This is a genomic window from Streptomyces sp. NPDC048604, assembly GCF_043199435.1.
GTDB lineage: Bacteria > Actinomycetota > Actinomycetes > Streptomycetales > Streptomycetaceae > Streptomyces.
Genome location: NZ_JBICVX010000010.1, coordinates 213,627 through 236,094, shown reverse-complemented (window position 1 = coordinate 236,094; position 22,468 = coordinate 213,627). Strand labels below are relative to the sequence as shown.

Here is a 22,468-nt window from a genome sequence, read left to right as displayed (position 1 = left end):
CGCCGGCTCAGTCCTCCTCGTCCGCCGGGCGGCCGAGGAGGAGCGAGACGCCGAGGATCGCGATCCGGGTGATCAGCCCGGCGAGCACGATGGTGAGGAACCCGTCGACGCGCAGGTCGGACCCGGAGGCGGGGCCGGCCCAGGACAGCAGCCACCAGATCAGCGAGTCCTGGACGACGCCGGCGGCGGCGAGGGCGAGCAGCGGCAGACCGCCGACGTGCGCGGACGGCCCTATGTAGATCAGCTGCGTCAGCACCGCGACGGCTATGAACGCGAACAGCACGGACATGTACGCGTCGGAACCGGGACCGAGGGTGATGCCGGGGAGCAGTCCCCCGGCGAGGGCGACGCCGACGAGGGCGCCGAGCTTGCGGCCCGTTGTGATGGTCATGGCGGGACTGTGGCACGCCGACCAGACCCTGTGAAGATCCTTTGAGGAAATTGCGGAGGGCCCGGGGGTGTACCCCGGGCCCTCCGTCCTTCCTCGGAGACCGTGGCGGGATTCGAACCCGCGTCACTCGAGTTGCAGTCGAGCCCCTGAGCCTCTCGGGCACACGGTCGTGGTGGCGACATGAACGACCGTAGGGGCGGGGGCACCGGCCGCGGAAGGGCGACGCGGGCCCTGCAACGGGACTGCCATACCCCGTTCACAAAGGCGCGATTCGAGCTGTACGGGGTCGCTCGGGGGCGCCCGGGGCGTGCGGTCGTACGACCAAGGTCCGAGGGCCGGTCCGACCCGTGACAGGCCCCAAGGGCGGGTGCGCCTCTTACGCTGTGGGGATGAGCGCTCTCGACCCCCGCGACACCGGCGTCGCAGCCGCACCGTCCGACCGGACCGCCGCCGACAAGGCCCCGGGCGGAGTGCTCGACCGCGAACACCGGGCGCTCAGCATCGGGATCGTCTCCGTGGTCCTGCTCATCGCCTTCGAGGCGACCGCGGTGGGCACCGCGATGCCGGTCGCGGCGCGGGAGCTGGACGGGGTGGCGCTGTACGCCTTCGCGTTCTCCGCGTACTTCACGACCAGCCTGTTCGGGATGGTGCTGGCGGGACAGTGGTCCGACCGCGGCGGCCCGCTCGCGCCGCTCGCCGTCGGCATGGCGTCCTTCGCGGCCGGACTGCTGCTCTCCGGCACCGCAGGGACGATGTGGCTGTTCGTCCTGGGACGGGCGGTGCAGGGGCTCGGCGGCGGGCTGGTGATCGTCGCGCTGTACGTGGTCGTCAGCCGGGCGTACGCGGAGGCGCTGCGGCCCGCGATCATGGCGTCGTTCGCGGCGGCCTGGGTGGTGCCGTCGGTGGTCGGACCGCTGGCGTCCGGGACGATCACGGAACACCTGGGCTGGCGCTGGGTCTTCGTCGGGATCCCGGTCCTGGTGGTCTTCCCGCTGGCGCTCGCGCTGCCGGCGATCCGGCGCACGGCCTCCGGGCCGGCCGACCCGACGGCGCCGCTGCCGCCGTTCGACCGGCGGCGCATCCGGCTGGCGCTCGGCATCTCGCTGGGCGCGGGACTGCTGCAGTACGCGGGCCAGGACCTGCGCCGGCTCTCGCTGCTGCCCGCCGCGGTGGGCGCGGCGCTGCTCGTGCCGTCGGCGCTCGGGCTGCTGCCGAAGGGCACGTTCCGGGCGGGGCGGGGGCTGCCGTCGGTGGTGCTGCTGCGGGGGATCGCCGCGGGCTCGTTCATCGCGGCGGAGTCGTTCGTCCCGCTGATGCTGGTCGTGGAGCGCGGCGTGAGCCCGACGCTGGCGGGTCTGTCGCTGGCGGTCGGCGGGCTCACCTGGGCCCTGGGCTCGTACCTCCAGGCACGGCCGCGGATGGCTCCGTACCGGGAGCGGGCGCGGGTGGCCGCGATGGTCCTGGTCGCGGCGGCGATCGCGGCCGCGCCGAGCGTGCTGATCCCGGGGGTGCCGGTGTGGACGGTCGCGGTGGCCTGGGCGTTCGGCTGCCTCGGCATGGGCGTGGTGATCGCCTCGACGAGCGTGCTGCTGCTCGAACTCTCCGCGCCGGAGGAGGCGGGCACGAACTCGGCGGCCCTCCAGATCTCCGACGGCCTCTCGAACGTCCTGCTCCTCACGGCCGGCGGCGCGGCGTTCGCCGCCCTGGGCGGCGGCGCCCTGGGCGCCGCCGCCCACGGAGCGGCCACCTCGGCGTCGTCCCACCCGGCGGCCTTCGCCGCGGTCTTCCTCCCGATGGCCGCGGTGGCAGCGGCCGGCGCGTGGGTCGCCACCCGCCTGCGCGCGCCCGCCGGGACGTAGCGAATTCAGCCACATTTCGGATGCTGCGCCGCGCTTCCGGGAGTTGTGAGGACCGTCTCACACGGGCCCGCCACGCCCTCGTGGACGGCGGGGCGACTCGGCCTCACCGGTAAGGTGGCCCGGTTGTCATATCTGGACGAGCGTCGAACCGGAGACCGTGACTACCACCGCCAGCTCCTCCCATCACCTCTCTCCCGCCTTCCCCGGCCGCGCCCCCTGGGGTACCGCCAACAAGCTGCGTGCCTGGCAGCAGGGCGCCATGGAGCGGTATGTCCAGACGCAGCCGCGCGACTTCCTCGCCGTCGCGACGCCCGGCGCCGGCAAGACGACCTTCGCGCTCACGCTCGCGTCCTGGCTGCTGCACCACCACGTGGTGCAGCAGGTCACCGTCGTCGCCCCCACCGAACACCTGAAGAAGCAGTGGGCGGCGGCCGCGGCCCGGATAGGGATCAAGCTCGACCCCGAGTACAGCGCCGGGCCGCTCAGCAAGGAGTACGACGGCGTCGCGATCACCTACGCCGGCGTCGGCGTGCGCCCCATGCTGCACCGCAACCGCTGCGAGCAGCGCAAGACGCTGGTGATCCTCGACGAGATCCACCACGCCGGCGACTCCAAGTCCTGGGGCGAGGCCTGCCTCGAGGCCTTCGAGCCCGCCACCCGCCGGCTCGCCCTCACCGGCACGCCCTTCCGGTCCGACACCAACCCGATCCCCTTCGTGACGTACGAAGAGGGGAACGACGGGATCCGGCGGTCCGCCGCCGACTACACGTACGGCTACGGGAACGCCCTCGGCGACGGCGTCGTCCGGCCCGTCATCTTCCTCTCCTACAGCGGCAACATGCGCTGGCGCACCAAGGCCGGCGACGAGATCGCCGCCCGGCTCGGCGAGCCGATGACCAAGGACGCGATCAGCCAGGCCTGGCGCACCGCGCTCGACCCCCGCGGCGACTGGATGCCGAACGTGCTGCGCGCCGCCGACCAGCGGCTCACCGAGGTCCGCAAGTCCATCCCCGACGCCGGCGGCCTCGTCATCGCCTCCGACCAGGACTCGGCCCGCTCCTACGCCAAGCTGATCCGCGAGATCACCGGGACCAAGGCCACCGTCGTCCTGTCCGACGACACCGGCGCCTCCCAGCGCATCGACGACTTCAGCGACAGCGACGACCGCTGGATGGTCGCGGTCCGCATGGTGTCCGAGGGCGTCGACGTCCCCCGCCTCGCCGTCGGCGTGTACGCGACCACCATCTCCACCCCGCTCTTCTTCGCCCAGGCCGTCGGCCGCTTCGTACGATCCCGCAGGCGCGGCGAGACCGCGTCCGTGTTCCTTCCCACCATCCCCACCCTCCTCGGATTCGCCGGCGAGATGGAGGTCGAGCGCGACCACGTGCTCGACAAGCCGAAGAAGGACGGCGAGGAGGACCCGTACGCCGAGTCCGAGAAGGAGCTGGCGGAGGCCGAGCGCCAGCAGGACGAGGACACCGGCGAACAGGACATGCTGCCCTTCGAGGCGCTGGAGTCCGACGCCGTCTTCGACCGCGTCCTGTACAACGCCGCCGAGTTCGGCATGCAGGCCCACCCGGGCAGCGAGGAGGAGCAGGACTACCTCGGCATCCCCGGCCTGCTCGAACCCGACCAGGTGCAGCTGCTGCTGCAGAAGCGCCAGGCGCGGCAGATCGCGCACAGCCGCAAGAAGCCGGACAGCGAGGCGGACCTCCTGGAGCTTCCGGCCGAACGGCGGCCCGTCGTTTCGCACAAGGAGCTGCTCGAACTGCGCAAGCAGCTCAACACCATGGTCGGTGCGTACGTCCACCAGAGCGGCAAGCCGCACGGCGTCATCCACACCGAACTGCGCCGTGTGTGCGGTGGCCCGCCGAGCGCGGAGGCGACCGCCGGGCAGATCCGCGAGCGGATCAAGAAGGTCCAGGAGTGGGCCACCCGGATGCGCTGAAAAGCCGCTCACCGGCCTACTTGCGCCCCGAACCGGCCGTATCCGGTCGCCCGCGCCCGGATTCTGGACGAGGTCTTCCGCTGAGCGGAGCAGGTCGCTACTGTCCCCGCCAAGCAAACGAACGCCCCGTGGCAACGCCGCCGCGGAGCGCAGCCGGTACTGCACCCCCATCCGCCGGCGGCCTCTGACGTGCGTCGCCGCGGGACCGGTGTCGCGTTACCGCAGGAGCCCGCCGGCACTCACTCCGAAGGAGAGGGCGTCGTGACCGCGGAGACCTCCCAGACGCTCGACCGGGGACTGCGTGTCCTCAAACTGCTCGCCGACACCGACCACGGCCTGACGGTCACCGAGTTGTCCAACAAACTCGGCGTGAACCGCACCGTGGTCTACCGGCTGCTGGCCACGCTGGAGCAGCACGCCCTGGTCCGCCGCGACCTCGGCGGCCGGGCCCGCGTGGGTCTCGGCGTGCTGCGCCTGGGCCGCCAGGTCCACCCGCTGGTGCGGGAGGCCGCGCTGCCCGCGCTGCGCTCGCTCGCGGAGGACATCGGCGCGACGGCCCATCTGACGCTGGTCGACGGCGCGGAGGCCCTCGCGGTCGCCGTCGTCGAGCCGACGTGGACCGACTACCACGTGGCGTACCGGGCCGGATTCCGGCACCCGCTGGACCGCGGCGCGGCCGGCCGGGCGATCCTCGCCGCCCGGCAGGGCGGACTGACCGAGCCGACGTTCACGCTGACCCACGGCGAGCTGGAGGCGGGCGCGAGCGGCGCGGCCGCCCCGCTGATAGGCGTCACCGGCATCGAGGGCAGCGTCGGCGTGGTCATGCTCGCCGACGCGGTCCCGGAGCGGGTGGGCCCCCGCGTGGTCGACGCGGCCCGCGAGGTCGCGGACGCGCTGCGGTAGGCGGGCGCGGTAGGCGGGGGAGCGGCCCCGGGCGGCCCCTGTGCCCTGAGGGGCGGGGGAGCCGGTCGGGGCGGGCGTTATCTTGGGGGGCGTGTTCAGCAACCTCTCCCGTGCCCGAGTGCTCGCGCTCTGCGCGCTGCCGGTCGTCGCGCTGCTCGCCGTCGTCGGGACGGCGCCTTTGCCGTTCGCGGTGGCCCAGCCGGGGACGACCGCGGACGTCCTCGGCGAGGACAAGGGGCGGCCGATCATCACCATCACCGGCGCCCCCGTTCGCCCGACCACCGGCCAGCTGCGGATGACGACCATCCTGGCCACCGGGCCGGGCACCGAGGTCGACCTCGGCGACGTCGCCGACGCCTGGTTCCGTACCGACCGGGCCGTGTACCCGCGCGCGATGGTCTACCCGAGCGGGAAGTCTGACGAAGAGGTCGCGAAGCACAACCTCCAGCAGATGGAGCAGTCCCAGGACGCCGCCGCGCTCGCGGCCCTGAACCACGTGGGCAAGAGCCCGAAGGACGTGAAGGTCACCCTGCACCTCGCGGACGTCGGCGGCCCCAGCGCCGGACTGCTGTTCTCCCTCGGGATCGTCGACAAGCTCGTCGGCAACGGCGCGGGCGGCGAACTGACCGGCGGCAAGATCGTCGCCGGCACGGGGACGATCGACGCCGACGGCACCGTCGGAGCCGTCGGCGGGGTCTCCCTCAAGACCCAGGCCGCCGGCCGGGACGGAGCGACCGTGTTCCTCGTCCCCAAGGCGGAGTGCGACGACGCGGAGGCCGAACTGCCGAAGGGCATCCGGCTGATCCCCGTCAGCACCCTGGACGACGCGGTCGCGTCCCTCACGGCCCTCGGCAAGGGCCAGGAGGCCAAGGTCCCGCGCTGCTGAGGGGGCGGGGCGGGGCGGGAGGGCCGTAGGCAGGAGTCGGCCGTAGGCGGGAGTCGGCCGCGGCAGGAGTCCGCCGTCGGCAGGAGCCCGCAGGAGCCCGCCGACCATCCGCCCGTACTCCTGCGCGCCACCCCTCGTCGCCCGACCTCCCCCGCGTCCCCTCCCGCGTTCTACCCCTCGTCCTCCGCCGCCTGCTGGACCAGCGGGACGATCCGCAGCGGCACCGGGTTCTCCATGACGATCGCCGTCGACGCCCGCACGATCCCCTCGAAGCCGACCACCCGGTCGATCACGCGCTGCAGATCCGCGTTCGACCGCGCCACCAGCCGGCACAGCATGTCCCCGTGCCCGGTCGTCGTGTGCAGCTCCAGCACCTCGGGGACGGTCGCCAGATGGGCCCGTACGTCGCCGCCCTGGCCCTGCTTGATCTCCAGCGTCGCGAACGCGGTCACCGGGTAGCCCAGGGCCGCCGGGTCCACGTCCGGGCCGAAGCCGCGGATCACCCCGTTCGACTGCAGCCGGTCGAGGCGCGCCTGGACCGTGCCGCGCGCCACCCCGAGCCGGCGGGACGCCTCCAGGACCCCTATGCGGGGCTCCTGTGCCAGCAGGGTCAGCAGTCGCCCGTCCAGATGATCGATCGCCACGCCGGCCTCCCGTTGGTCATCCTGTGCAGAACGTACGCCGATCCTGACGTATCACTGGTCAGATTGACCAGTGAATCAGCGAACTATTGCGCAGCTTGTGGAACGGAGAGAGTCTGCGGACATGACTGAGACCCTCCACACCACCCCGAACACCGCGCGCGAGGCCGATCCCTTCCCGGTCAAGGGAATGGACGCGGTCGTCTTCGCCGTCGGCAACGCCAAGCAGGCCGCGCACTACTACTCCACGGCCTTCGGCATGAAGCTCGTCGCGTACTCCGGACCGGAGACCGGCAGCCGTGAGACGGCGTCGTACGTCCTCACCAACGGCGCGGCCCGCTTCGTGCTCACCTCCGTCATCAAGCCCTCCACCGACTGGGGCCGCTTCCTCGCCGAGCACGTCGCCGAGCACGGCGACGGCGTCGTCGACCTGGCGATCGAGGTCCCGGACGCGCGCGCCGCGTACGCCCACGCCGTCGAGCACGGCGCCACCGGCATCGCCGAGCCGTACGAGCTGAAGGACGAGCACGGCACCGTCGTCCTCGCGTCCATCGCGACGTACGGCAAGACCCGTCACACCCTCGTCGACCGCTCCGGATACGACGGCCCGTACCTGCCCGGCTTCATCGCCGCGAGCCCGATCGTCGAGCCGCCGGCCAAGCGGACCTTCCAGGCGATCGACCACTGCGTCGGCAACGTCGAGCTCGGCAAGATGAACGAGTGGGTGACCTTCTACAACCGGGTCATGGGCTTCACGAACATGAAGGAGTTCGTGGGCGACGACATCGCCACCGAGTACTCGGCGCTGATGTCGAAGGTCGTGGCCGACGGCACCAAGAAGGTCAAGTTCCCGATCAACGAGCCGGCGATCGCGAAGAAGAAGTCGCAGATCGACGAGTACCTCGAGTTCTACGGCGGCCCGGGCGTGCAGCACATCGCGCTCGCCACGAACGACATCGTCGCGACGGTGCGGGCCATGCGGGCGGCGGGCGTCGAGTTCCTGTCCGTGCCGGACGCGTACTACGACACGCTCGGCGAGTGGGTCGGCGACACGCGTGTGCCGATCGACGAGCTGCGCGAGCTGAAGATCCTCGCGGACCGCGACGAGGACGGCTACCTGCTGCAGATCTTCACCAAGCCGGTCCAGGACCGCCCGACCGTCTTCTTCGAGATGATCGAGCGCCACGGGTCGATGGGCTTCGGCAAGGGCAACTTCAAGGCCCTCTTCGAGGCGATCGAGCGCGAACAGGACCGCCGCGGCAACCTCTGACCGCGGCAGGCGAGCCGGCCGCCCGGGGGACGCCCGGCCCGCCACCGCCGCTGCCACGGCCCCACGGGACCACCCTCCCCGTGGGGCCGCGGCGTTTCCGGGACCACGCCGCCCCCGCCCGTGTGGGCAATCGTCCCGCTTGGGGGTCCCCCCTGGACGAAGTCCTTGGGGGAGGGACGGGTGGGCACACGGGACGGCGCCCATGCGGGCACGCTCAGCTTCCGGGCCTGGACCCGCACCACGGGGGCGGCGCGCACGGAGTGCGGGTTACGGCAACGGGCGCAGGCGCTCGCTAGGGCGCCGTCCGTTGTGCCCACCCGTTCCGCCCTGCGGAACGATTGCCCACAACGGTGGGGGCGGGGGTGGGGGTCGCCCCCGCGGGGCGATTGCCCGCAACGGTTGAGGGCGTCCCGGCGGGGCGGGTGCCCGTAACCGGGCGGCGGGGGGCGTTCTTCGCCGGTTCCAAGGACCTCGGGCCGCCCTCCGGCGGGTCGCCCATTGCTGTCAGGGCTTCTCTGGCCGCCGGCGCGAGGAGCGGCGAGAAGTACGGGTTGATCCGGAGCGCCTCCGCCACGTGCCGGCGCGCCGCCCCGTACCGCCCGAGCGCGCGCTCGATCTGCCCGCGGTGGTACGTGAACAGCGCACTCCGCCGCCCCTCCTCCGTCGCGCGCCGCGCGTACGGCAGCGCCTCCTCCGCCTCGCCCGTGCGGTACAGCGCCCAGGCCAGCGCGTCGGCGACGTCCATCGAGCGGTGGCCCTTCGCCCACTGGGCCCGCAGTCGCCGTACCGCGTCCTGCGGGGCGCCGTGGTCCGTCTCGTAGCGGGCGAGCACCAGTTCGCCGTTCACGCCGTACGAGCCCGCCTCCGTCACCCGCGCGCGCAGCGTCTCGTACTGCGTCGCCGCGTCCCCGTCGAGGCCCTCCGCCTCGTACAGTTCGCCCGCCTCGAGGGCGTACTCCGGCAGCGGCGCCGCCGACAGCGCCGCCCGGTAGTCCCGGAACGCCTCCGCCGTCCGCCCCTGCGCGCCGAGCGCCCGCGCCCGCCCCGCGAGCGACGGGCCGTGCGCGGGGGCCAGCCGCAGTGCCGCGGTGTACTGCGCCACCGCCTCCGCCGGTTCGCCCCGTTCCCAGGCCAGTTCGCCGAGCCGGTACAGACAGGCCGCCTTCTGCGCGGGGCTCTGCGCGCGCCCCGCCGCCTCGATCGCCGTCGCGTTCGCGTCCTCGCGCCAGCCGCGGTCGCGGAACGACTGCGCCGCGCGGTCGAGCGCCGCTGCGGTGGGCAGCAGCCCCTTCAGCGCCTCGGCCGCCTTGTGCGCCTTCGCGTAGTCGCCGAGCCCCGTGTACGCGTCGATCAGCACCGGGTACGGGGCCCAGCGCTTCGGCTTCTGCGCGCGTACCCGTTCCGCCCACGCCCGGCCCTGCGCGTAGTCGCCGCGCGCGTTGGCCAGCGCCCCCAGCGCCAGCTGCGCGTCCACGTTCCCCTGCTTCGCCGGCAGCACGGCGAGGGATTTCCGCAGCGCCCGTTCCGCCTGCCCGTAGTCCGCGGCCCGGGCGGTCCGCGTCCCGCGCTCGGTGTACGCCGCGCCGAGCACCGCCCAGGACGCGTCGTCCTCGGGGTGTTCCCGCAGCCACGCCTTCCGGTCGCCGATCAGCACCGCCAGGTCCGGCAGGGAGGCCGGCGCCCCGGCGTGCGCGGCCGTCATCGCCCGGGCGGCCGGGCCGGGCAGCGGCTCCGGCCCGTCGTCGAGCAGCGCCGGCCCCCACACCAGCGCGGCGCCCCCGAGCGCCGCCGCGCACACCCCGGCGACGAGAACGTTTCTGCGTCCGACGTTCTTCATGGCGCTCACTCTGCGCCCGTACGAAGAGCACATCGTCGACGACGAACCCGAACGTCCACCGGGTTCACACCGATGGCCCCGAGTGCCAGGCTGGAGCCATGGACGATCTTCTCGACCGCCTGCGCGCCGGCCTCCCCGCCGAGGCCCTGCAGACCGATCCCGACGTCATGGCCTCCTACGCGAACGACATGGCGAGCTTCTGCCCGGCCGGCGTGCCCGCGGCCGTGGTGCTGCCGCGCACCGTCGAACAGGTGCAGCACGTCATGCGGGTCGCGACGGAGCTGCGCGTCCCCGTCGTCCCGCAGGGCGCCCGGACCGGGCTGTCCGGCGGCGCCAACGCCACCGACGGCTGCATCGTGCTGTCACTGGTGAAGATGGACCGGATCCTGGAGATCGACCCGGTCGACCGGATCGCGGTCGTCGAGCCCGGCGTCGTCAACGCGGTGCTCTCCCGCGCCGTCGACGAACAGGGCCTGTATTACCCGCCGGACCCGTCCAGTTGGGAGACCTGCACGATCGGCGGCAACATCGGCACCGCGTCCGGCGGCCTGTGCTGCGTCAAGTACGGCGTGACGGCGGAGTACGTGCTCGGCCTCGACGTGGTGCTCGCCGACGGCCGGCTGCTGTCCACCGGCCGGCGCACCGCCAAGGGAGTGGCCGGCTATGACCTCACCCGGCTCTTCGTCGGCTCGGAGGGAAGTCTGGGAATCGTGGTGAAGGCGGTGCTCGCGCTCAAGCCGCGCCCGCCGCAGCAGCTGGTGCTGGCCGCCGAGTTCGGCTCGACGGGGGCCGCCTGCGCGGCGGTCTGCGCGATCATGGAGGCCGGCCATACGCCCTCGCTGCTCGAGATCATGGACCGCACCACGATCAGGGCGGTCAACAAGCTGGCGAACATGGGTCTTCCGCACACGACCGAGGCGCTGCTGCTGTGCGCCTTCGACACCCCGGACCCGGCTGCGGACCTGGCCGCGGTCGGCGCGCTGTGCACGGCCGCCGGAGCGGCCCAGGTGGTCCCGGCCGACGACGCGGCGGAGTCCGAACTGCTGCTCCAGGCCCGCCGGTTGTCCCTCACCGCGCTGGAGGCCGTGAAGTCCGCGACGATGATCGACGACGTGTGCGTACCGCGTACCAGGCTGGCCGCCATGCTCGACGGCACCGCCGCGATCGCCGAGAAGTACGACCTGACCATCGGCGTCTGCGCGCACGCGGGCGACGGCAACACCCATCCCGTCGTGTGCTTCGACCACACCGACGAGGACGAGGCCCGCCGGGCCCGGGAGTCCTTCGACGAGATCATGGCGCTCGGCCTGGAACTGGGCGGCACGATCACCGGCGAGCACGGGGTGGGCACGCTGAAGAAGGAGTGGCTGGCGCGGGAGCTGGGTCCGGTGGGAGTGGAGCTGCAGCGCGGGATCAAGCAGACCTTCGACCCGCTGGGCATCCTCAACCCCGGCAAGGTGTTCTGAGAAGGGTGTCCCCGGGCTCACAGCTCGCCGTCCTGGGACTCGTCCGACGGCCACGGGTCGCGCAGCCACAGGTCGTCCCCGATGGGGGTACCTCCCTGCTCGAGCGAAGTCGAGAGCTTGGGGGACGGGGTGAGCAGCCGGGCGAGCCCGTCGTCGAGGCCGAGCCGGTCGGCCTCGGTGCCCGGCGGGACCGCGCGCAGGGTCCGCTCCAGCCAGGCGGAAACCTGCGCCGACGGGGCCTCCAGGAGCGCGTCCCCGTCCGGCGAGGACAGCGCCATCAGCACCACGCTGCGGCCGTCGACCTTCGTCGGCCAGATCCGCACGTCCCCGTGGCCGCACGGCCGGAACACGCCCTCGACGAGCAGTTCGCGGGCGAACGTCCAGTTGACCGGGTGGTCCGAGCCGATGTGGAAGGCGATGTGCACGGCGAAGGGGTCGTCGGCGCGGTACGTCAGCCGGGCGGGCACGGGGACACTGCGTTCGGGCGACAGCACCAGGCGCAGCTCCAGCTCGCGCTCCACGACGGTGTTCTCGGTGTTCTCGGTGTTCTGCATGTCCGCTCTCCCTGGTTCTCCTGCGGACCCCTTGCGGGCCTGCATGAGGTGAGAGCGGGGTGGTGACCGGCTATGACGCGACTTCCTGGAAATTCTCGAGAAACTTTTCCGGCCCGGGCGCCCGTCGACCGCCCGGCCGTCGGCAGACACCCTAGGCCCGGCCCCACGCCCGGGTGACGGGAACCAGGACGTTGTCGCTCGAAGGCGGGCTTTCTGGCGGCCTCCTTCTTCCCCTCGCACGGTTCTTCGTTACTGTCCTCCTTGGCAGAGGCAGCGGTGCGTGACGGAACGGAGTCGGGGCAGTGGCTACTCCTCCAGGCGGCGGCGGAGAGGTACCCCAGGCCGGGTACTACCCGGACCCGTCCATTCCCGGATATGTCCGGTACTGGAACGGCGCCGCCTGGGTGCCCGGGACGAGCCGTCCCGCGCCCAAGGACGGCGAGCCGATGCCGGCGCCGCCCGCATCGGCGCTGCCGCCGGCCCCGGTGCTCGCCTCCCAGGCCCCGGCGCCCCGGCAGGCTCCCCCGGCCACGCCCTCCGTCGAGGAGACCGGGCCGGTGTTCCTGGACGAGGAACCGGCCGAGGAGAGCAGGCCCGAACCGGCCTCGGCCTGGGGCGCCGACACCGCGCGGCAGACCGGCTTCGGCGGCGAGCGCGACCAGAAGGTGTCGTGGGGCGCGCCCGAGGCGGCCGACCCGCGGACCCCGCGCCAGGACCCCCGTACCCCGGCGGACCGCACGCCGGCCGACCGCACCCCCGCCGACCGGGCCCCGGCCGCCGAGTCCTCCGCCGCTCCCGGCATGCGGATCGCCGGCACCGTGCCCGGCAGCGGCGTGGTGCCCGCCGACCCGAGCGGCGGCGCGCTGCCCGGCGTACGGCAGACGCAGCCCGGTCCGGACGCGCCCGAGGGGACGGTCGCCATCCGGCGGCGGCCCTCCGGCGACGACGGCGGCACCATGACCATCCGCGCCCTCGGCGGCCCGGCCGCCAAGGCCCCGCAGAGCCCGCAGGCTCCGCAGACCGCGCAGCCGCAGGCGTCCGCCGCCCAGGTCCCCGCCCAGGCGCAGCCGCAGGCCCCGGCCGCCGGGCCCGTCACCACGGGCCAGGGCGGCGGCGCCGGCTCCTGGGCGCAGCAGGTGGCCCGGCTCTCCCACCCGGAGCCCGCGGCCCCGCAGTCACCGCACCAGCTTCAGCAGCAGCCGCCGCAGCAGCTTCAGCAGCAGCCCGTCGTCCCGTGGAAGCCGCCGGTCGAGGACCCGTTCCTGAAGGCGGCTCAGGCGCAGGCGTCCGCCCGTCCGGCCGCTCTCGGCAAGCGGCTCGCGGCCCGGCTGATCGACTCCGTGGTGCTCGGCGCGCTGGCCGGCGGCGCGGCGTTCCCGTTCGTCGCGCAGGCGCTGGACCACATCGCCGACAAGATCGAGGCGGCGAAGCAGTCGGGCACCACCGTGCAGGTGTGGCTCCTGGACGGCACGACCTCCGTCCAGTTCGGCATCGCCCTCGGCATCCTGCTCGTCCTCGGCGTGCTGTACGAGGCGCTGCCCACCGCCAAGTGGGGCCGGACGCTGGGCAAGAAGCTCTGCGGTCTGCAGGTCCGCGACATCGAGGCGCACCAGCCGCCGGCCTTCGGCGCCGCGCTGCGCCGCTGGCTGGTATACGGCGTGCTCGGACTGCTGGCCGTCGGCGTGGTCAACGTGCTGTGGTGCGTGTTCGACCGCCCCTGGCGGCAGTGCTGGCACGACAAGGCGGCGCGCACCTTCGTCGCGGCGGTGTAACCGGTCCCCCGAACGGGGGGCGACGCGTTGCGGGGCCGTTGCGGCCGGGATGCACTGCCCCCATGAGCAACGATCAGCCGCCGCACGGTCCGCCGCCCGACGAGGACCCGTTCCGCAAGAAGCCGCCCGAGGGGACGCCCCAGGGCGGCGGCCCCCCACCGCCGTCCGAGCCCCCGCCGTCCGAGCCGCCCGGATCGCAGCCCCCGCCGTCCGAGCCGCCGCCGCAGCAGCCCCCGCCGTCCGAGCCTCCGCCGCAGCAGCCCCCGCCGTCCGAGCCGCCGCCCTCCGGCCCGCCGCCCGGCTCCCCGTACGGAGGAGGCTCCCCGTACGACAGCGCGCCGCCGCCGCCCCCGTACGGCTCTCCGTACGGAGGCGGCGGCGGTTACGGCGCTCCGGACCCGCTCTCCGGGATGCCGCCGCTGGCGGAGTCGGGCAAGCGGATCCTGGCCCGGATCATCGACTGGCTGATCATCGCGGTGCCGCTGGCGCTCATCGGCATCCCGTTCGACGTGTACGACCGGACCACCGACAGCGACGACTTCGGCGACGCCATCAGCCAGACCAGCACCGGCAGCGGTCTGGTCTTCCAGCTGCTCACCATCGTGGCGTTCGTCGCCTACGACACCCTGATGCACGCCAAGGCCGGTCAGACCCTCGGCAAGAAGCTGATGAAGATGCGGGTGGCGATGCTCAACGACGGCTCGACGCCGCCGATGAACGCCTCGCTGATCCGCGCGATCGTGCTCTGGCTGCCCGCGCTGATCTGCTGCGCCTGTCTGTGGCCGCTGCTCCTGCTGATCCTGATCCTGGTCGACAAGCCCTACAAGCAGGGCCTGCACGACAAGGCGGCCAAGACGGTGGTGGTGTCCACGCCGCAGTAGCCCTGCGGCAGTCCGCGACGAGCGGACCACGGCGTCGGCCCGGTCCGGGTGCCGGCCTCCGCGCTCACGGGCGCGCGGCCGGCACCCGGATCTCCGCGTTCTGCGCCCGGGCGGCGGCGCCGGCCTCCCCGGCGGCCCGCGCCCGGCGGCGCGCCGCGACCGGCATTGTGACCACCACGAGAAGCCCGAGCAGCAGCGAGGTCACGCCGATGAGGGCGATCCCCGGCCCGGTGGTGGCGCGGGACAGGAGCAACAGGGCGACGGTCGCGAAGACGACGGTGGCCGAACCGTAGGCGAGCTGTGCGGCATTGGGACGCGGCATGACGGGTCCAGTCCTCGAAGCAAGGGTGCATCGGTCGGGGTGACGCGCACGGGGTCGCACTCTCCGGCGACTCTACGACGGGGGATGCCCGGACGAAACCGTTGGTAAGCGTGACCTAACCCACGGTGCCGGTGCACAGGGGGGCGCACCGAGTCACTGCCACCGTCAATTGCCGCTGTCGATGCGCCGGGCGAGGCCGGTCGGGGCCGCGGTGTCCAGGGGTGCAATAGGGGCGGTGCAGGGATACCCCTCGCCTTCACCCCGCCCACCCCGTCCGGATACCGGAAATCGGCTCCTGCATAGTGCAGTTGACGCTTTCAAGTCAAGGTCTGTCTTTTCTTCGTTAACTCCGGTCGAATGACGTCACTTGTGACGTGCGACGCGCCGACGGACACCCCACCCTCGGTCCGCGGTTCCGCTGTCGCCGGGGAGGACACATTCAAGTGAGCAACAAGCGACGGGCGCTGAGAGCGTCCGCCATCGTCGTGACCCTTGCCGCCACCGCGGCCACGGTCACCCTGTCCGCTCAGGCGGACACCCACGCGGCCGGTTCGCCGGCCGGCATCGAGCGGAACGACCCGGCTCCGGGCGCCGCCGAGGAGAAGACCAAGGTCGACCACGACCTCGAAGGTCCCTACAGCAAGCAGCAGGAGCAGCAGCGCAAGGCCGCCCTGGAGCAGGTGCTCTCGGGCGAGGCCAAGGTGGAGCAGCGCGGGGGCTCCAAGGTCGTCAAGCTCGACAGCAAGAAGTACGTCGAGCTGGGCCGGGAGAAGACCGACAAGATCTTCACCATCCTCGTCGAGTTCGGCGACAAGGTCGACGACACGACCCTGGTCGACCGCGAGGACGACGAGACGGACGAGCTCAAGCCCAAGTACGGCGGCACGCCCGGCCCGCTGCACAACCGGATAGCCCAGCCGGACCGTACGAAGGACAACTCGACGGCCTGGCAGAAGGACTACAGCCGGAAGCACTTCGAGGACCTGTACTTCGGCACCGGCAAGGACGCCAAGGGGCAGCCCAAGCAGTCCCTGAAGACCTACTACGAGAAGACCTCCTCCGGTCGTTACTCGGTCGAGGGCGGCGTCTCGGACTGGGTCAAGGTCCAGTACAACGAGGCCCGTTACGGCTCGAACTACTGCGGCGACAGCAACTGCGACAACGTCTGGGACGTGGTCCGCGACGGCGTGAACGCCTTCGTCGCCGACCAGAAGGCCAAGGGCCGCACCGACGCCCAGATCAAGGCCGACATGGCCGCGTACGACCAGTGGGACCGGTACGACTTCGACGCCGACGGCAACTTCAACGAGCCCGACGGCTACATCGACCACTTCCAGATCGTCCACGCGGGCGAGGACGAGTCGGCCGGCGGCGGCGCGCAGGGCGGCGACGCCCTGTGGGCGCACCGCTGGTACGCCTTCGGCACCAACGCGGGCAAGACCGGTCCGGAGCACAACAAGTCCGGCGGCACGCAGATCGGTGACACCGGCATCTGGGTCGGCGACTACACGATGCAGCCGGAGAACGGCGGCCTCGGCGTCTTCGCCCACGAGTACGGCCACGACCTCGGCCTGCCGGACCTGTACGACACCTCCGGCAAGGCCGGCGCCGAGAACTCCACCGGCTTCTGGTCCCTGATGTCCTCCGGTTCGTGGCTCGGCCGCGGCAAGGACTCCATCGGCGACCTGCCCGGCGACATGAACGCCTGGGACAAGCTGCAGCTCGGCTGGCTGAACTACAGCAAGGTGCACGACTGGCAGCGCGCCACCAAGACCACCCACAAGCTGGGTGTGGCGGAGTACAACACCAAGAACCCGCAGGCGCTGATCGTCGAGCTGCCGAAGAAGGCCGTCACCACCGAGATCACGGCTCCGGCCGAGGGCTCCATGCAGTGGTGGAGCGACATGGGCGACGACCTCAAGAACACGCTCACCCGCTCCGTCGACCTGACCGGCAAGTCGAAGGCCACCCTGGAGCTCCAGGGCTGGTACGACATCGAGAAGGGCTACGACTACCTCTACACCGAGGTGTCGACCGACGGCGGCAAGAACTGGACGGCCGTCGACGGCACCGTCGACGGCAAGGCCCTGCCCCGCGACGCCAGCGGCGCCCCGGCGCTGACCGACGTCTCGGGCGCGTACAAGAAGCTCGTCTTCGGCCTGGACGCCTACGCGGGCAAGAAGTTCGACCTCCGCTTCCGCTACCAGACCGACGGCGGCGCGGGCGGCAAGGGCTTCGCGGCCGACGCCATCTCGCTGACCGCGGACGGCTCGGCGGTCTTCGCGGACAACGCGGAGAACGGCGACAACGGCTGGACGCCGAAGGGCTTCTCGCGCATCGCCAAGTCCTTCACCAAGGACTACGAGCAGTACTACATCGCCGAGAACCGTCAGTACGTCTCGTACGACGCCACCCTCAAGGTCGGCCCGTACAACTTCGGTTTCGCCGGCGACAAGGCGAGCTGGGTCGAGCACTACCCGTACCAGAACGGTCTGCTCATCTGGAAGTGGGACCTGTCCCAGAAGGACAACAACACCGCCGTCCACCCGGGCAAGGGTCTGATCCTTCCGATCGACTCCCACCCGAGCCCGATGAAGTGGTCCGACGGTTCGCTGCTGCGCAACCGCATCCAGTCGTACGACGCGCCGTTCGGCACGTACCGCACGGACGGCTTCCAGCTGCACAAGGCGGGCGTCGGCACCTGGGTCCCGTCGCAGGCCGGCAACCCGGTCTTCGACGACCGCAAGGGCACGTACTGGTACAAGGAGACCGAGCGTGCCGGTGTCCAGGTAACTGACACGAACACCCAGATTCGGGTCGTCAAGGAGCCGAAGAACGGCCAGACGATCACCGTCCAGGTTGGTCCGTCGACCAAGTAAGCGGTGAATCTGCAGGTCAAGCCATGATCGGCCGTCGCCCTCTAGCGGGCGGCGGCCGATCGTGTTTAGGTGCGTCTGACCAAGTTCTTATTGACAGCAGACTCACGGGGGAGTGGTTCCGGATGCCCGGTGGAGGGTTCAGCAAGTTGCCCAGCGGAAGTGTGGTCGTCGCGCTCGGGCTGCCCAGCCCGGCCGGGGACGGCCGCACCGTCCGCTTCCTGGTGCACGCCGGAAACCGGTCCCGCGCCCTGACCCGGCTGCGGAACCTGGGGCTGCGGGCGGTGTATCTGCGCGGCAACACGGAGCCCCCGACCCCGGACGAGATCACGGCCGTCCTGCACCACCCCGACGGCCTGCTGTGGCGGTCGACGCCGCAGGACGCCCAGGAGCTCTGGCACCCCATACGGGCCCTGCCGATGTCCTGAGCCGACGCCGCAGGCCCGCCCCGGCCCCCTGTGAGGGGGCGGGGCGGGCCTGCGGCGGGGCCGGCTGCCCGGCGGGCGGCTCACCGGTAGAGCGAGCGCCTCGTGACGAACTGGGACGCCGCGGCGACGACCGCCGCGACCACGGCGAGCAGCACGACCAGCGCGAGGACCTGGGGCACGCCCTGGGACGGTGTCGGCACGAAGGAGCCCTTGAAGTCCAGGAAGTCCCCGACGAGCGCCATCAGCAGATTCCGCGGATCGAAGCGCCAGGACAGCGGGACGACGAAGAAGAGCACCAGGAACGCCGGGATGATGATCATCGCCTGCCGGAAGATCGCCCCCAGGGCGGCCCCGAGGACCGCGAAGAAGGCCGAGACGCCGATGGTGACGGCCAGGGTGACGACCAGCTGCCCGAGGCCCGCCTGCGGCGGGGGCACGAGATCGGGGTGGGCGAGGTCCAGGGGGTTGGCGAGCCACACCCCGGTCGCGACGAGCAGTCCGAGGCCGGCGCAGGCCGTGACGACGATCGCGACGGACGCGGTCACGGCGGCCAGCCCGGAGAGGAACAGCCGGTTGGCGCCGTACCGCACGGCGTTGATCTTGAGCGTGCCCAGCCGGGTGTCCCGGGTGGCGGCGATCACGCCGTACGCGAAGAACAGGACCGGGAACAGCGCGAAGCACAGCGCCTCGAGTCCGTTGATCGTCGACTGCAGCGGCTTGACGTTGGTGACGGCCTGCCCGGCGTTCTCGTACGCCGTCCGCAGGGGGTTGTCGCCGGTGCGGAACTCCCCGCCGGCGCCGTCCGGCGTCACTTCCTCGTGCACCGGCTTCGTCAGCGCGCTGTCCAGCGTGATGCCGACCTCGGCGAGCGAGCGCTGCTCGGAGTCGAAGAACTGGACCGCCGACAGCGCCGTCGTCGGCGCGCCGAGGGCGAACAGGGCGAAGGCCACCGCGCCGATCACCGAGGCGTAGATCCAGTGACGCGAGACCCGCTGGTAGCGCAGGCTATGCGAGGTCGCAGAGAATCCGCTCGCGGTAGAGGGATTCGAGACTTCCGGGGTCGTCGCTGTCATGGTCTGCCCTTTCCAGATGTCCTCCGGCGATGATGTGCACGCTGTCGGCGATCTTGTGGTAGAAGTCGAACTGATGGCCGGTGGCGATGATCGTCGCGTTCTTCTTGGCGCGTGCGACGAGAGCCTGGAGCCATTCCACGGACTCGAAGTCCATTCCGTTCGCCAGTTCGTCGAGCAGAATGAAACGCGCACCCGAAAGGGCCATTCCCACCGCGGACAGCTTCTTCCGCTGTCCGTAGGAGTACTTGCCGACCCGGCGGCGCAGGTCCTGCGAAGTCAGCACGTCACGTGCCGCCTCCTCGACCTCGCGCTTCCCGAGCGGCCTGCCCAGATGCAGGCTCAGATTCTCGTAGCCGTTCAGATGCGGATAGAACGGGCAGTCGTCGAAGACCGTGTACACCAGGTGCCGGCACTCCCCGAGGGGTTTCCCGTCGAAGGTGATGTTGCCCGCGTGGCTCTCGAGACCCAGCAGGCATTTGAAGAGAGTGGTCTTTCCCGTGCCGTTGCGCCCCATGATGTAGGAGACGTGGTCGGAGGGGAATTCGATGGAGACGTCGTCGAGCACCCGGTGTTCGCCGTAATGCTTCGACAACTGGTGTATACGAATCACTGAGAATTACCTTCGCGTCAGTGAGGGGGCCGGGCTGCGGTCCGCCGACCGCAGCCCGAGCGCCTCATCAGCCCCTGGTCCAGGACCAGCCGCCGGTCTTGCCGCCGGAGAAGTAGTGCAGGAAGTCGATCTCGTAGACGGTCGCCGAGCCCCACGGGGTCACGATGCCCGCACCGATGGTGTTCTTGGCACGCCACTTGTGGGTGCTCGCGGTGTTGTAGTAGCGGCTGATGCCGGAGTTCTTGGCGACGTTCGGGAAGATGTACCCCTTGGTCTGCCAGCCGCTGGACGAGGTCACGGCGCCGCCGGTGTAGCAGAACCGGACGTAGTCCCGGGTCCACATCAGCGCGGAACCGCGGTAGTAGCTGGGGGACTTGCAGTTGGTGGCGGCGTAGTAGGCCACCGTGCCGTCGGCGCCCACGACCGAGCTGGGGCCGGTCGGCTCGACGACGAGGTCGGTGTCCGCGTCACCGGCCGGCTCGGCGGTCAGGGCCGCCTGCTGCTCGGGGGTGAGCTCCTCGAACGTGACCGTCGGCGGGGTGGGGGGCACCTCCTCGGCGAGGGCGATGGACGGGGACATCACAGAGAGAGTCACACCGGCCGCGAGGGCGGCGGCGACGGAGACCACTCGGTTCTTCATGGTGTTCCTTGTCTAGTGCGGCATCGAGCCTGAGCTCCCCGGGCTCTTCCCCGGTGCCTTCAGCCTCCCGGGCCGCGGTAGAGGCGGGCGGTGCGCGGACGTAGGCTTGCGGTTGACTACGCACGGTGACCGACGGGTCCGCCGCCGAGCGAGATCAGGGGCACCACGCTCTGCCACGGATCGCCGCGCAGCAGGGCTCCGTGCACGGTCGTCAGCCGCGCCGAGGGCTCCAGTCCGGACCGCTCGATGAACACCTCGCGCGAGCCGAGGTACGCGGTCATCGCCTCGACCTGCCGGCCGGTCCCCGACAGCGCCACCATGAACTGCGCCAGGAACTTCTCCCGGAGCGGGTAGCGCACCCGCAGCGCCGCAAGGCGTGGCACCAGGTCCTCCACCCGGCCCTCCATCAACTGGCAGTCCGCAAGGAGCTCCTCAGAGAGCAGCCGCAGCTCCTCGAGCCGTACCGCCTCCGCCTGCAGGTCCAGTACGTCCCGCACGTCCGCCAGGGCGTGGTGACCCCGCCACAGGCCGACGGCGCGCTCCAGGCAGTCGGCCGCCGCGTCGAACCGGCCGGCGAGCATGAGTCCCCGGCCCTGCCGCAGCAGCTCCTCGAAGACCGTGGCGTCGATGTCCCCGTCCTCGGTCTCCAGGCGGTAGCCCAGATACGGGTGGTGGACGACGGCCCGGCCACTGGGCTCCAGCATCGCCCGCAGCCGCATCACGTGCGCACGCACCATCTGCCGGGCCGAGGCCGGATAGTCCTCCCCCCACAGGCTCGTCACGATCCGGGGGACCGTCACACCCTCGCGGCCGGCGCTCAGCAGCAGCGCCAGCAGTTTGCGCGTCGTCGGGGGCAGGCCGCCGTACCAGCAGCCCATGGACACGACCTCGACCGGGCCGAGGATCAGGAAGTCGGGTTGACCGTTCACTCTCCACCGTCGATTCTCGGGTGCTCCCGGCCGGTCGGGCTCAGACCGGCCACCGCACACATCAAGGGTTCTTCCAGCGGCGGTTCGGCCGCCCAGGCGACGACCCGCTCCAGCTCCTCCTGGTCGCGCGGGCCGACCAGGACGGTGTGCACGCCCGGCTGGGACAGGAGCCAGCGCAGACCGAGTTCCGGCAGCGAGAGCCCTGCTTCCCGGGCGAGCGCCCGGGCCGGTTCCGCCCGCGCGGAGAACGCCGCACGCGTCGTGCCGACATCCGTGCCGACGGCCACGCCCATGTTCTGGGCCTCGGCACAGCGGACGCTCGCGGCCAGCGACTCCTGACGCAGCAGATGGACGTCGTTCGGGTGCCGCAGGGCGTCGAACCTGCCGCCGGCGCACAGTTGGGCGGTACGCGACGGGCCGCTCGGGAACAGGCCCGCGCCGCCGATCCGGCCCTGCTCCCGCAGGCGCTCCAGCACGTCGAGCACCGGCCCCTGCACGCCCGCCGCCCCTCCGGCGCTCCACCAGTCGTCGTCCCACCACTCCGGCCAGTCGCTCTCGTGCACCAGCAGCAGGTCGAGGCGCTCCCGCCGCAGCAGGCGCAGGCTGTGCTCGAACTGCGCGGTGATCAGCGGCTCCGAGCGGTAGCAGCCGTCCCCGTGGCCGGCGACGATGCTCCGGTCGAAGCGGCCGATCTTCCCGATCAGGAAGACCTCGTGGGGCAGCCGGTCGAGCGCCTTGCCGACCATGTACTCGGCCTCACCCAGGCCGTACAGCGGAGCGGTGTCGACGACGTCGACGCCGAGCCGTACGGCCTCGCGGACCAGCGCCACCGCGTCCTCGTGCCGGACGAAGTTGGCCGAGACCAGCTGGCTGGTGGTGAGCCCGAGCCGGCTCACCCGGCGCCCGGTCCGGCCGAACAGGCCCCGCTGCGGCGCCGTGCTCAGCCCCACCCGAGGTCGTCCACGATCTGACCCGGCAGCGCCACGATCAGCTGCTCGATCAGCGAGCAGAGGTCGGCCGGATCGACGGCGGCGGCGCTCCGCGCCGGCGCCCGCTCCACGGTGGCGGCCTGCGCCGCGGCCCCGTGGCCGAGAACGAAAAGCATGGCGACGCAGCAGCTCAGAGCGGTGCGACGAATCATTGCGATCTCCTCCCCAAAGATCGTTCCCCCTGTGTCGTGCG

21 protein-coding genes and 1 tRNA gene are annotated in these 22,468 nt (G+C 71.9%); 10 read left to right on the top strand and 12 right to left on the bottom strand.

Features of this window, described 5'->3' with window-relative positions:
- Positions 1-7: 7 nt before the first annotated feature.
- Together ACGFMM_RS22020 and ACGFMM_RS22015 are read right to left on the bottom strand one after the other, a co-directional pair.
- Complete coding sequence (locus ACGFMM_RS22020) at positions 8-391, bottom strand: hypothetical protein (RefSeq protein WP_393648076.1); 384 nt, start codon at positions 389-391, stop codon at positions 8-10.
- Positions 392-488: 97 nt separating this feature from the next.
- Positions 489-560 (bottom strand) — tRNA-Cys (locus ACGFMM_RS22015).
- Between the two features lie 220 nt (positions 561-780).
- Here ACGFMM_RS22015 and ACGFMM_RS22010 point away from each other — a divergent pair.
- The 4 genes from ACGFMM_RS22010 to ACGFMM_RS21995 all read left to right on the top strand — a co-directional run bounded on the left by ACGFMM_RS22010 (position 781) and on the right by ACGFMM_RS21995 (position 5,987).
- The gene (locus ACGFMM_RS22010; protein WP_393648075.1) at positions 781-2,250 is read left to right on the top strand and encodes an MFS transporter; all 1,470 of its coding nucleotides are present in this window, start codon (positions 781-783) and stop codon (positions 2,248-2,250) included.
- A 157-nt stretch (positions 2,251-2,407) separates the two neighbouring features.
- Positions 2,408-4,198, top strand: a complete 1,791-nt coding sequence (locus tag ACGFMM_RS22005) for a DEAD/DEAH box helicase (RefSeq protein ID WP_393648074.1) — start codon at positions 2,408-2,410, stop codon at positions 4,196-4,198.
- Between the two features lie 261 nt (positions 4,199-4,459).
- Positions 4,460-5,101 (top strand): IclR family transcriptional regulator, encoded by a 642-nt coding sequence (locus tag ACGFMM_RS22000; RefSeq protein ID WP_393648073.1) that lies wholly within the window; start codon positions 4,460-4,462, stop codon positions 5,099-5,101.
- A gap of 91 nt (positions 5,102-5,192) precedes the next feature.
- Entirely contained in the window at positions 5,193-5,987 is a 795-nt protein-coding gene (locus tag ACGFMM_RS21995; protein ID WP_393648072.1) for a S16 family serine protease, read from the top strand.
- Positions 5,988-6,157: 170 nt separating this feature from the next.
- On the opposite strand, the gene ACGFMM_RS21990 is transcribed toward ACGFMM_RS21995, so the two are convergent.
- Complete coding sequence (locus ACGFMM_RS21990) at positions 6,158-6,631, bottom strand: Lrp/AsnC family transcriptional regulator (RefSeq protein ID WP_393648071.1); 474 nt, start codon at positions 6,629-6,631, stop codon at positions 6,158-6,160.
- A 121-nt stretch (positions 6,632-6,752) separates the two neighbouring features.
- Between ACGFMM_RS21990 and hppD the strand changes: the two genes are divergently transcribed.
- Entirely contained in the window at positions 6,753-7,898 is a 1,146-nt protein-coding gene (hppD, locus tag ACGFMM_RS21985; RefSeq protein WP_393648070.1) for a 4-hydroxyphenylpyruvate dioxygenase, read from the top strand.
- A gap of 292 nt (positions 7,899-8,190) precedes the next feature.
- Here hppD and ACGFMM_RS21980 read toward each other — a convergent pair whose 3' ends face one another.
- Positions 8,191-9,735: a tetratricopeptide repeat protein gene (locus ACGFMM_RS21980; RefSeq protein ID WP_393648069.1), complete on the bottom strand. Its 1,545-nt coding sequence runs from the start codon at positions 9,733-9,735 to the stop codon at positions 8,191-8,193.
- 98 nt (positions 9,736-9,833) lie between these two features.
- Between ACGFMM_RS21980 and ACGFMM_RS21975 the strand changes: the two genes are divergently transcribed.
- Positions 9,834-11,201, top strand: coding sequence for an FAD-binding oxidoreductase (locus tag ACGFMM_RS21975; protein ID WP_393648068.1), 1,368 nt, complete (start codon positions 9,834-9,836; stop codon positions 11,199-11,201).
- Between the two features lie 17 nt (positions 11,202-11,218).
- Here the strand turns inward: ACGFMM_RS21975 and ACGFMM_RS21970 are convergent, their stop codons facing one another.
- A complete protein-coding gene (locus ACGFMM_RS21970; RefSeq protein WP_393648067.1) occupies positions 11,219-11,755 on the bottom strand; it encodes an SsgA family sporulation/cell division regulator in 537 nt (178 codons plus the stop codon).
- Between the two features lie 302 nt (positions 11,756-12,057).
- Between ACGFMM_RS21970 and ACGFMM_RS21965 the strand changes: the two genes are divergently transcribed.
- Together ACGFMM_RS21965 and ACGFMM_RS21960 are read left to right on the top strand one after the other, a co-directional pair.
- Positions 12,058-13,527, top strand: a complete 1,470-nt coding sequence (locus tag ACGFMM_RS21965; protein WP_393648066.1) for an RDD family protein — start codon at positions 12,058-12,060, stop codon at positions 13,525-13,527.
- A gap of 62 nt (positions 13,528-13,589) precedes the next feature.
- A complete protein-coding gene (locus tag ACGFMM_RS21960; protein ID WP_393648065.1) occupies positions 13,590-14,408 on the top strand; it encodes an RDD family protein in 819 nt (272 codons plus the stop codon).
- Positions 14,409-14,472: 64 nt separating this feature from the next.
- On the opposite strand, the gene ACGFMM_RS21955 is transcribed toward ACGFMM_RS21960, so the two are convergent.
- Positions 14,473-14,730 carry a hypothetical protein gene (locus ACGFMM_RS21955; RefSeq protein ID WP_393648064.1) on the bottom strand — a complete coding sequence of 86 codons (258 nt, stop codon included), beginning with the start codon at positions 14,728-14,730 and terminating at the stop codon, positions 14,473-14,475.
- A 443-nt stretch (positions 14,731-15,173) separates the two neighbouring features.
- Here ACGFMM_RS21955 and ACGFMM_RS21950 point away from each other — a divergent pair, with 443 nt between their 5' ends.
- Both ACGFMM_RS21950 and ACGFMM_RS21945 read left to right on the top strand, forming a co-directional pair.
- On the top strand, positions 15,174-17,609 hold the full coding sequence (locus tag ACGFMM_RS21950; protein WP_393648063.1) for an immune inhibitor A domain-containing protein: 2,436 nt from the start codon (positions 15,174-15,176) through the stop codon (positions 17,607-17,609).
- Between the two features lie 122 nt (positions 17,610-17,731).
- Positions 17,732-18,034: a hypothetical protein gene (locus ACGFMM_RS21945; RefSeq protein WP_393648062.1), complete on the top strand. Its 303-nt coding sequence runs from the start codon at positions 17,732-17,734 to the stop codon at positions 18,032-18,034.
- An 80-nt stretch (positions 18,035-18,114) separates the two neighbouring features.
- Here ACGFMM_RS21945 and ACGFMM_RS21940 read toward each other — a convergent pair whose 3' ends face one another.
- From ACGFMM_RS21940 to ACGFMM_RS21915, 6 genes are all read right to left on the bottom strand, one after another.
- Positions 18,115-18,996 carry a hypothetical protein gene (locus tag ACGFMM_RS21940; protein ID WP_393648061.1) on the bottom strand — a complete coding sequence of 294 codons (882 nt, stop codon included), beginning with the start codon at positions 18,994-18,996 and terminating at the stop codon, positions 18,115-18,117.
- Between the two features lie 43 nt (positions 18,997-19,039).
- Complete coding sequence (locus ACGFMM_RS21935; RefSeq protein WP_393648060.1) at positions 19,040-19,699, bottom strand: ATP-binding cassette domain-containing protein; 660 nt, start codon at positions 19,697-19,699, stop codon at positions 19,040-19,042.
- 85 nt (positions 19,700-19,784) lie between these two features.
- Entirely contained in the window at positions 19,785-20,357 is a 573-nt protein-coding gene (locus ACGFMM_RS21930) for a hypothetical protein (RefSeq protein ID WP_393648059.1), read from the bottom strand.
- 116 nt (positions 20,358-20,473) lie between these two features.
- Positions 20,474-21,286, bottom strand: coding sequence for a BTAD domain-containing putative transcriptional regulator (locus ACGFMM_RS21925; protein ID WP_393648058.1), 813 nt, complete (start codon positions 21,284-21,286; stop codon positions 20,474-20,476).
- Complete coding sequence (locus tag ACGFMM_RS21920; protein WP_393648057.1) at positions 21,283-22,236, bottom strand: aldo/keto reductase; 954 nt, start codon at positions 22,234-22,236, stop codon at positions 21,283-21,285. The genes ACGFMM_RS21925 and ACGFMM_RS21920 overlap by 4 nt, the downstream gene beginning before the upstream one ends.
- Positions 22,227-22,427, bottom strand: a complete 201-nt coding sequence (locus ACGFMM_RS21915; RefSeq protein WP_393648056.1) for a hypothetical protein — start codon at positions 22,425-22,427, stop codon at positions 22,227-22,229. Before ACGFMM_RS21915 ends, ACGFMM_RS21920 begins: the two co-directional genes overlap by 10 nt.
- Positions 22,428-22,468: the final 41 nt, after the last annotated feature.

Excerpts from the sequence above, each read along its gene's own strand:
- ACGFMM_RS22020 (WP_393648076.1), bottom strand. The coding sequence starts at position 391 with ATGACCATCACAACGGGCCGCAAGCTCGGCGCCCTCGTCGGCGTCGCC.
- ACGFMM_RS22010 (WP_393648075.1), top strand. The coding sequence starts at position 781 with ATGAGCGCTCTCGACCCCCGCGACACCGGCGTCGCAGCCGCACCGTCC.
- hppD (WP_393648070.1), top strand. The coding sequence starts at position 6,753 with ATGACTGAGACCCTCCACACCACCCCGAACACCGCGCGCGAGGCCGAT.
- ACGFMM_RS21980 (WP_393648069.1), bottom strand. The coding sequence starts at position 9,735 with ATGAAGAACGTCGGACGCAGAAACGTTCTCGTCGCCGGGGTGTGCGCG.
- ACGFMM_RS21975 (WP_393648068.1), top strand. The coding sequence starts at position 9,834 with ATGGACGATCTTCTCGACCGCCTGCGCGCCGGCCTCCCCGCCGAGGCC.
- ACGFMM_RS21970 (WP_393648067.1), bottom strand. The coding sequence starts at position 11,755 with ATGCAGAACACCGAGAACACCGAGAACACCGTCGTGGAGCGCGAGCTG.
- ACGFMM_RS21960 (WP_393648065.1), top strand. The coding sequence starts at position 13,590 with ATGAGCAACGATCAGCCGCCGCACGGTCCGCCGCCCGACGAGGACCCG.
- ACGFMM_RS21955 (WP_393648064.1), bottom strand. The coding sequence starts at position 14,730 with ATGCCGCGTCCCAATGCCGCACAGCTCGCCTACGGTTCGGCCACCGTC.
- ACGFMM_RS21945 (WP_393648062.1), top strand. The coding sequence starts at position 17,732 with ATGCCCGGTGGAGGGTTCAGCAAGTTGCCCAGCGGAAGTGTGGTCGTC.
- ACGFMM_RS21930 (WP_393648059.1), bottom strand. The coding sequence starts at position 20,357 with ATGAAGAACCGAGTGGTCTCCGTCGCCGCCGCCCTCGCGGCCGGTGTG.
- ACGFMM_RS21915 (WP_393648056.1), bottom strand. The coding sequence starts at position 22,427 with ATGATTCGTCGCACCGCTCTGAGCTGCTGCGTCGCCATGCTTTTCGTT.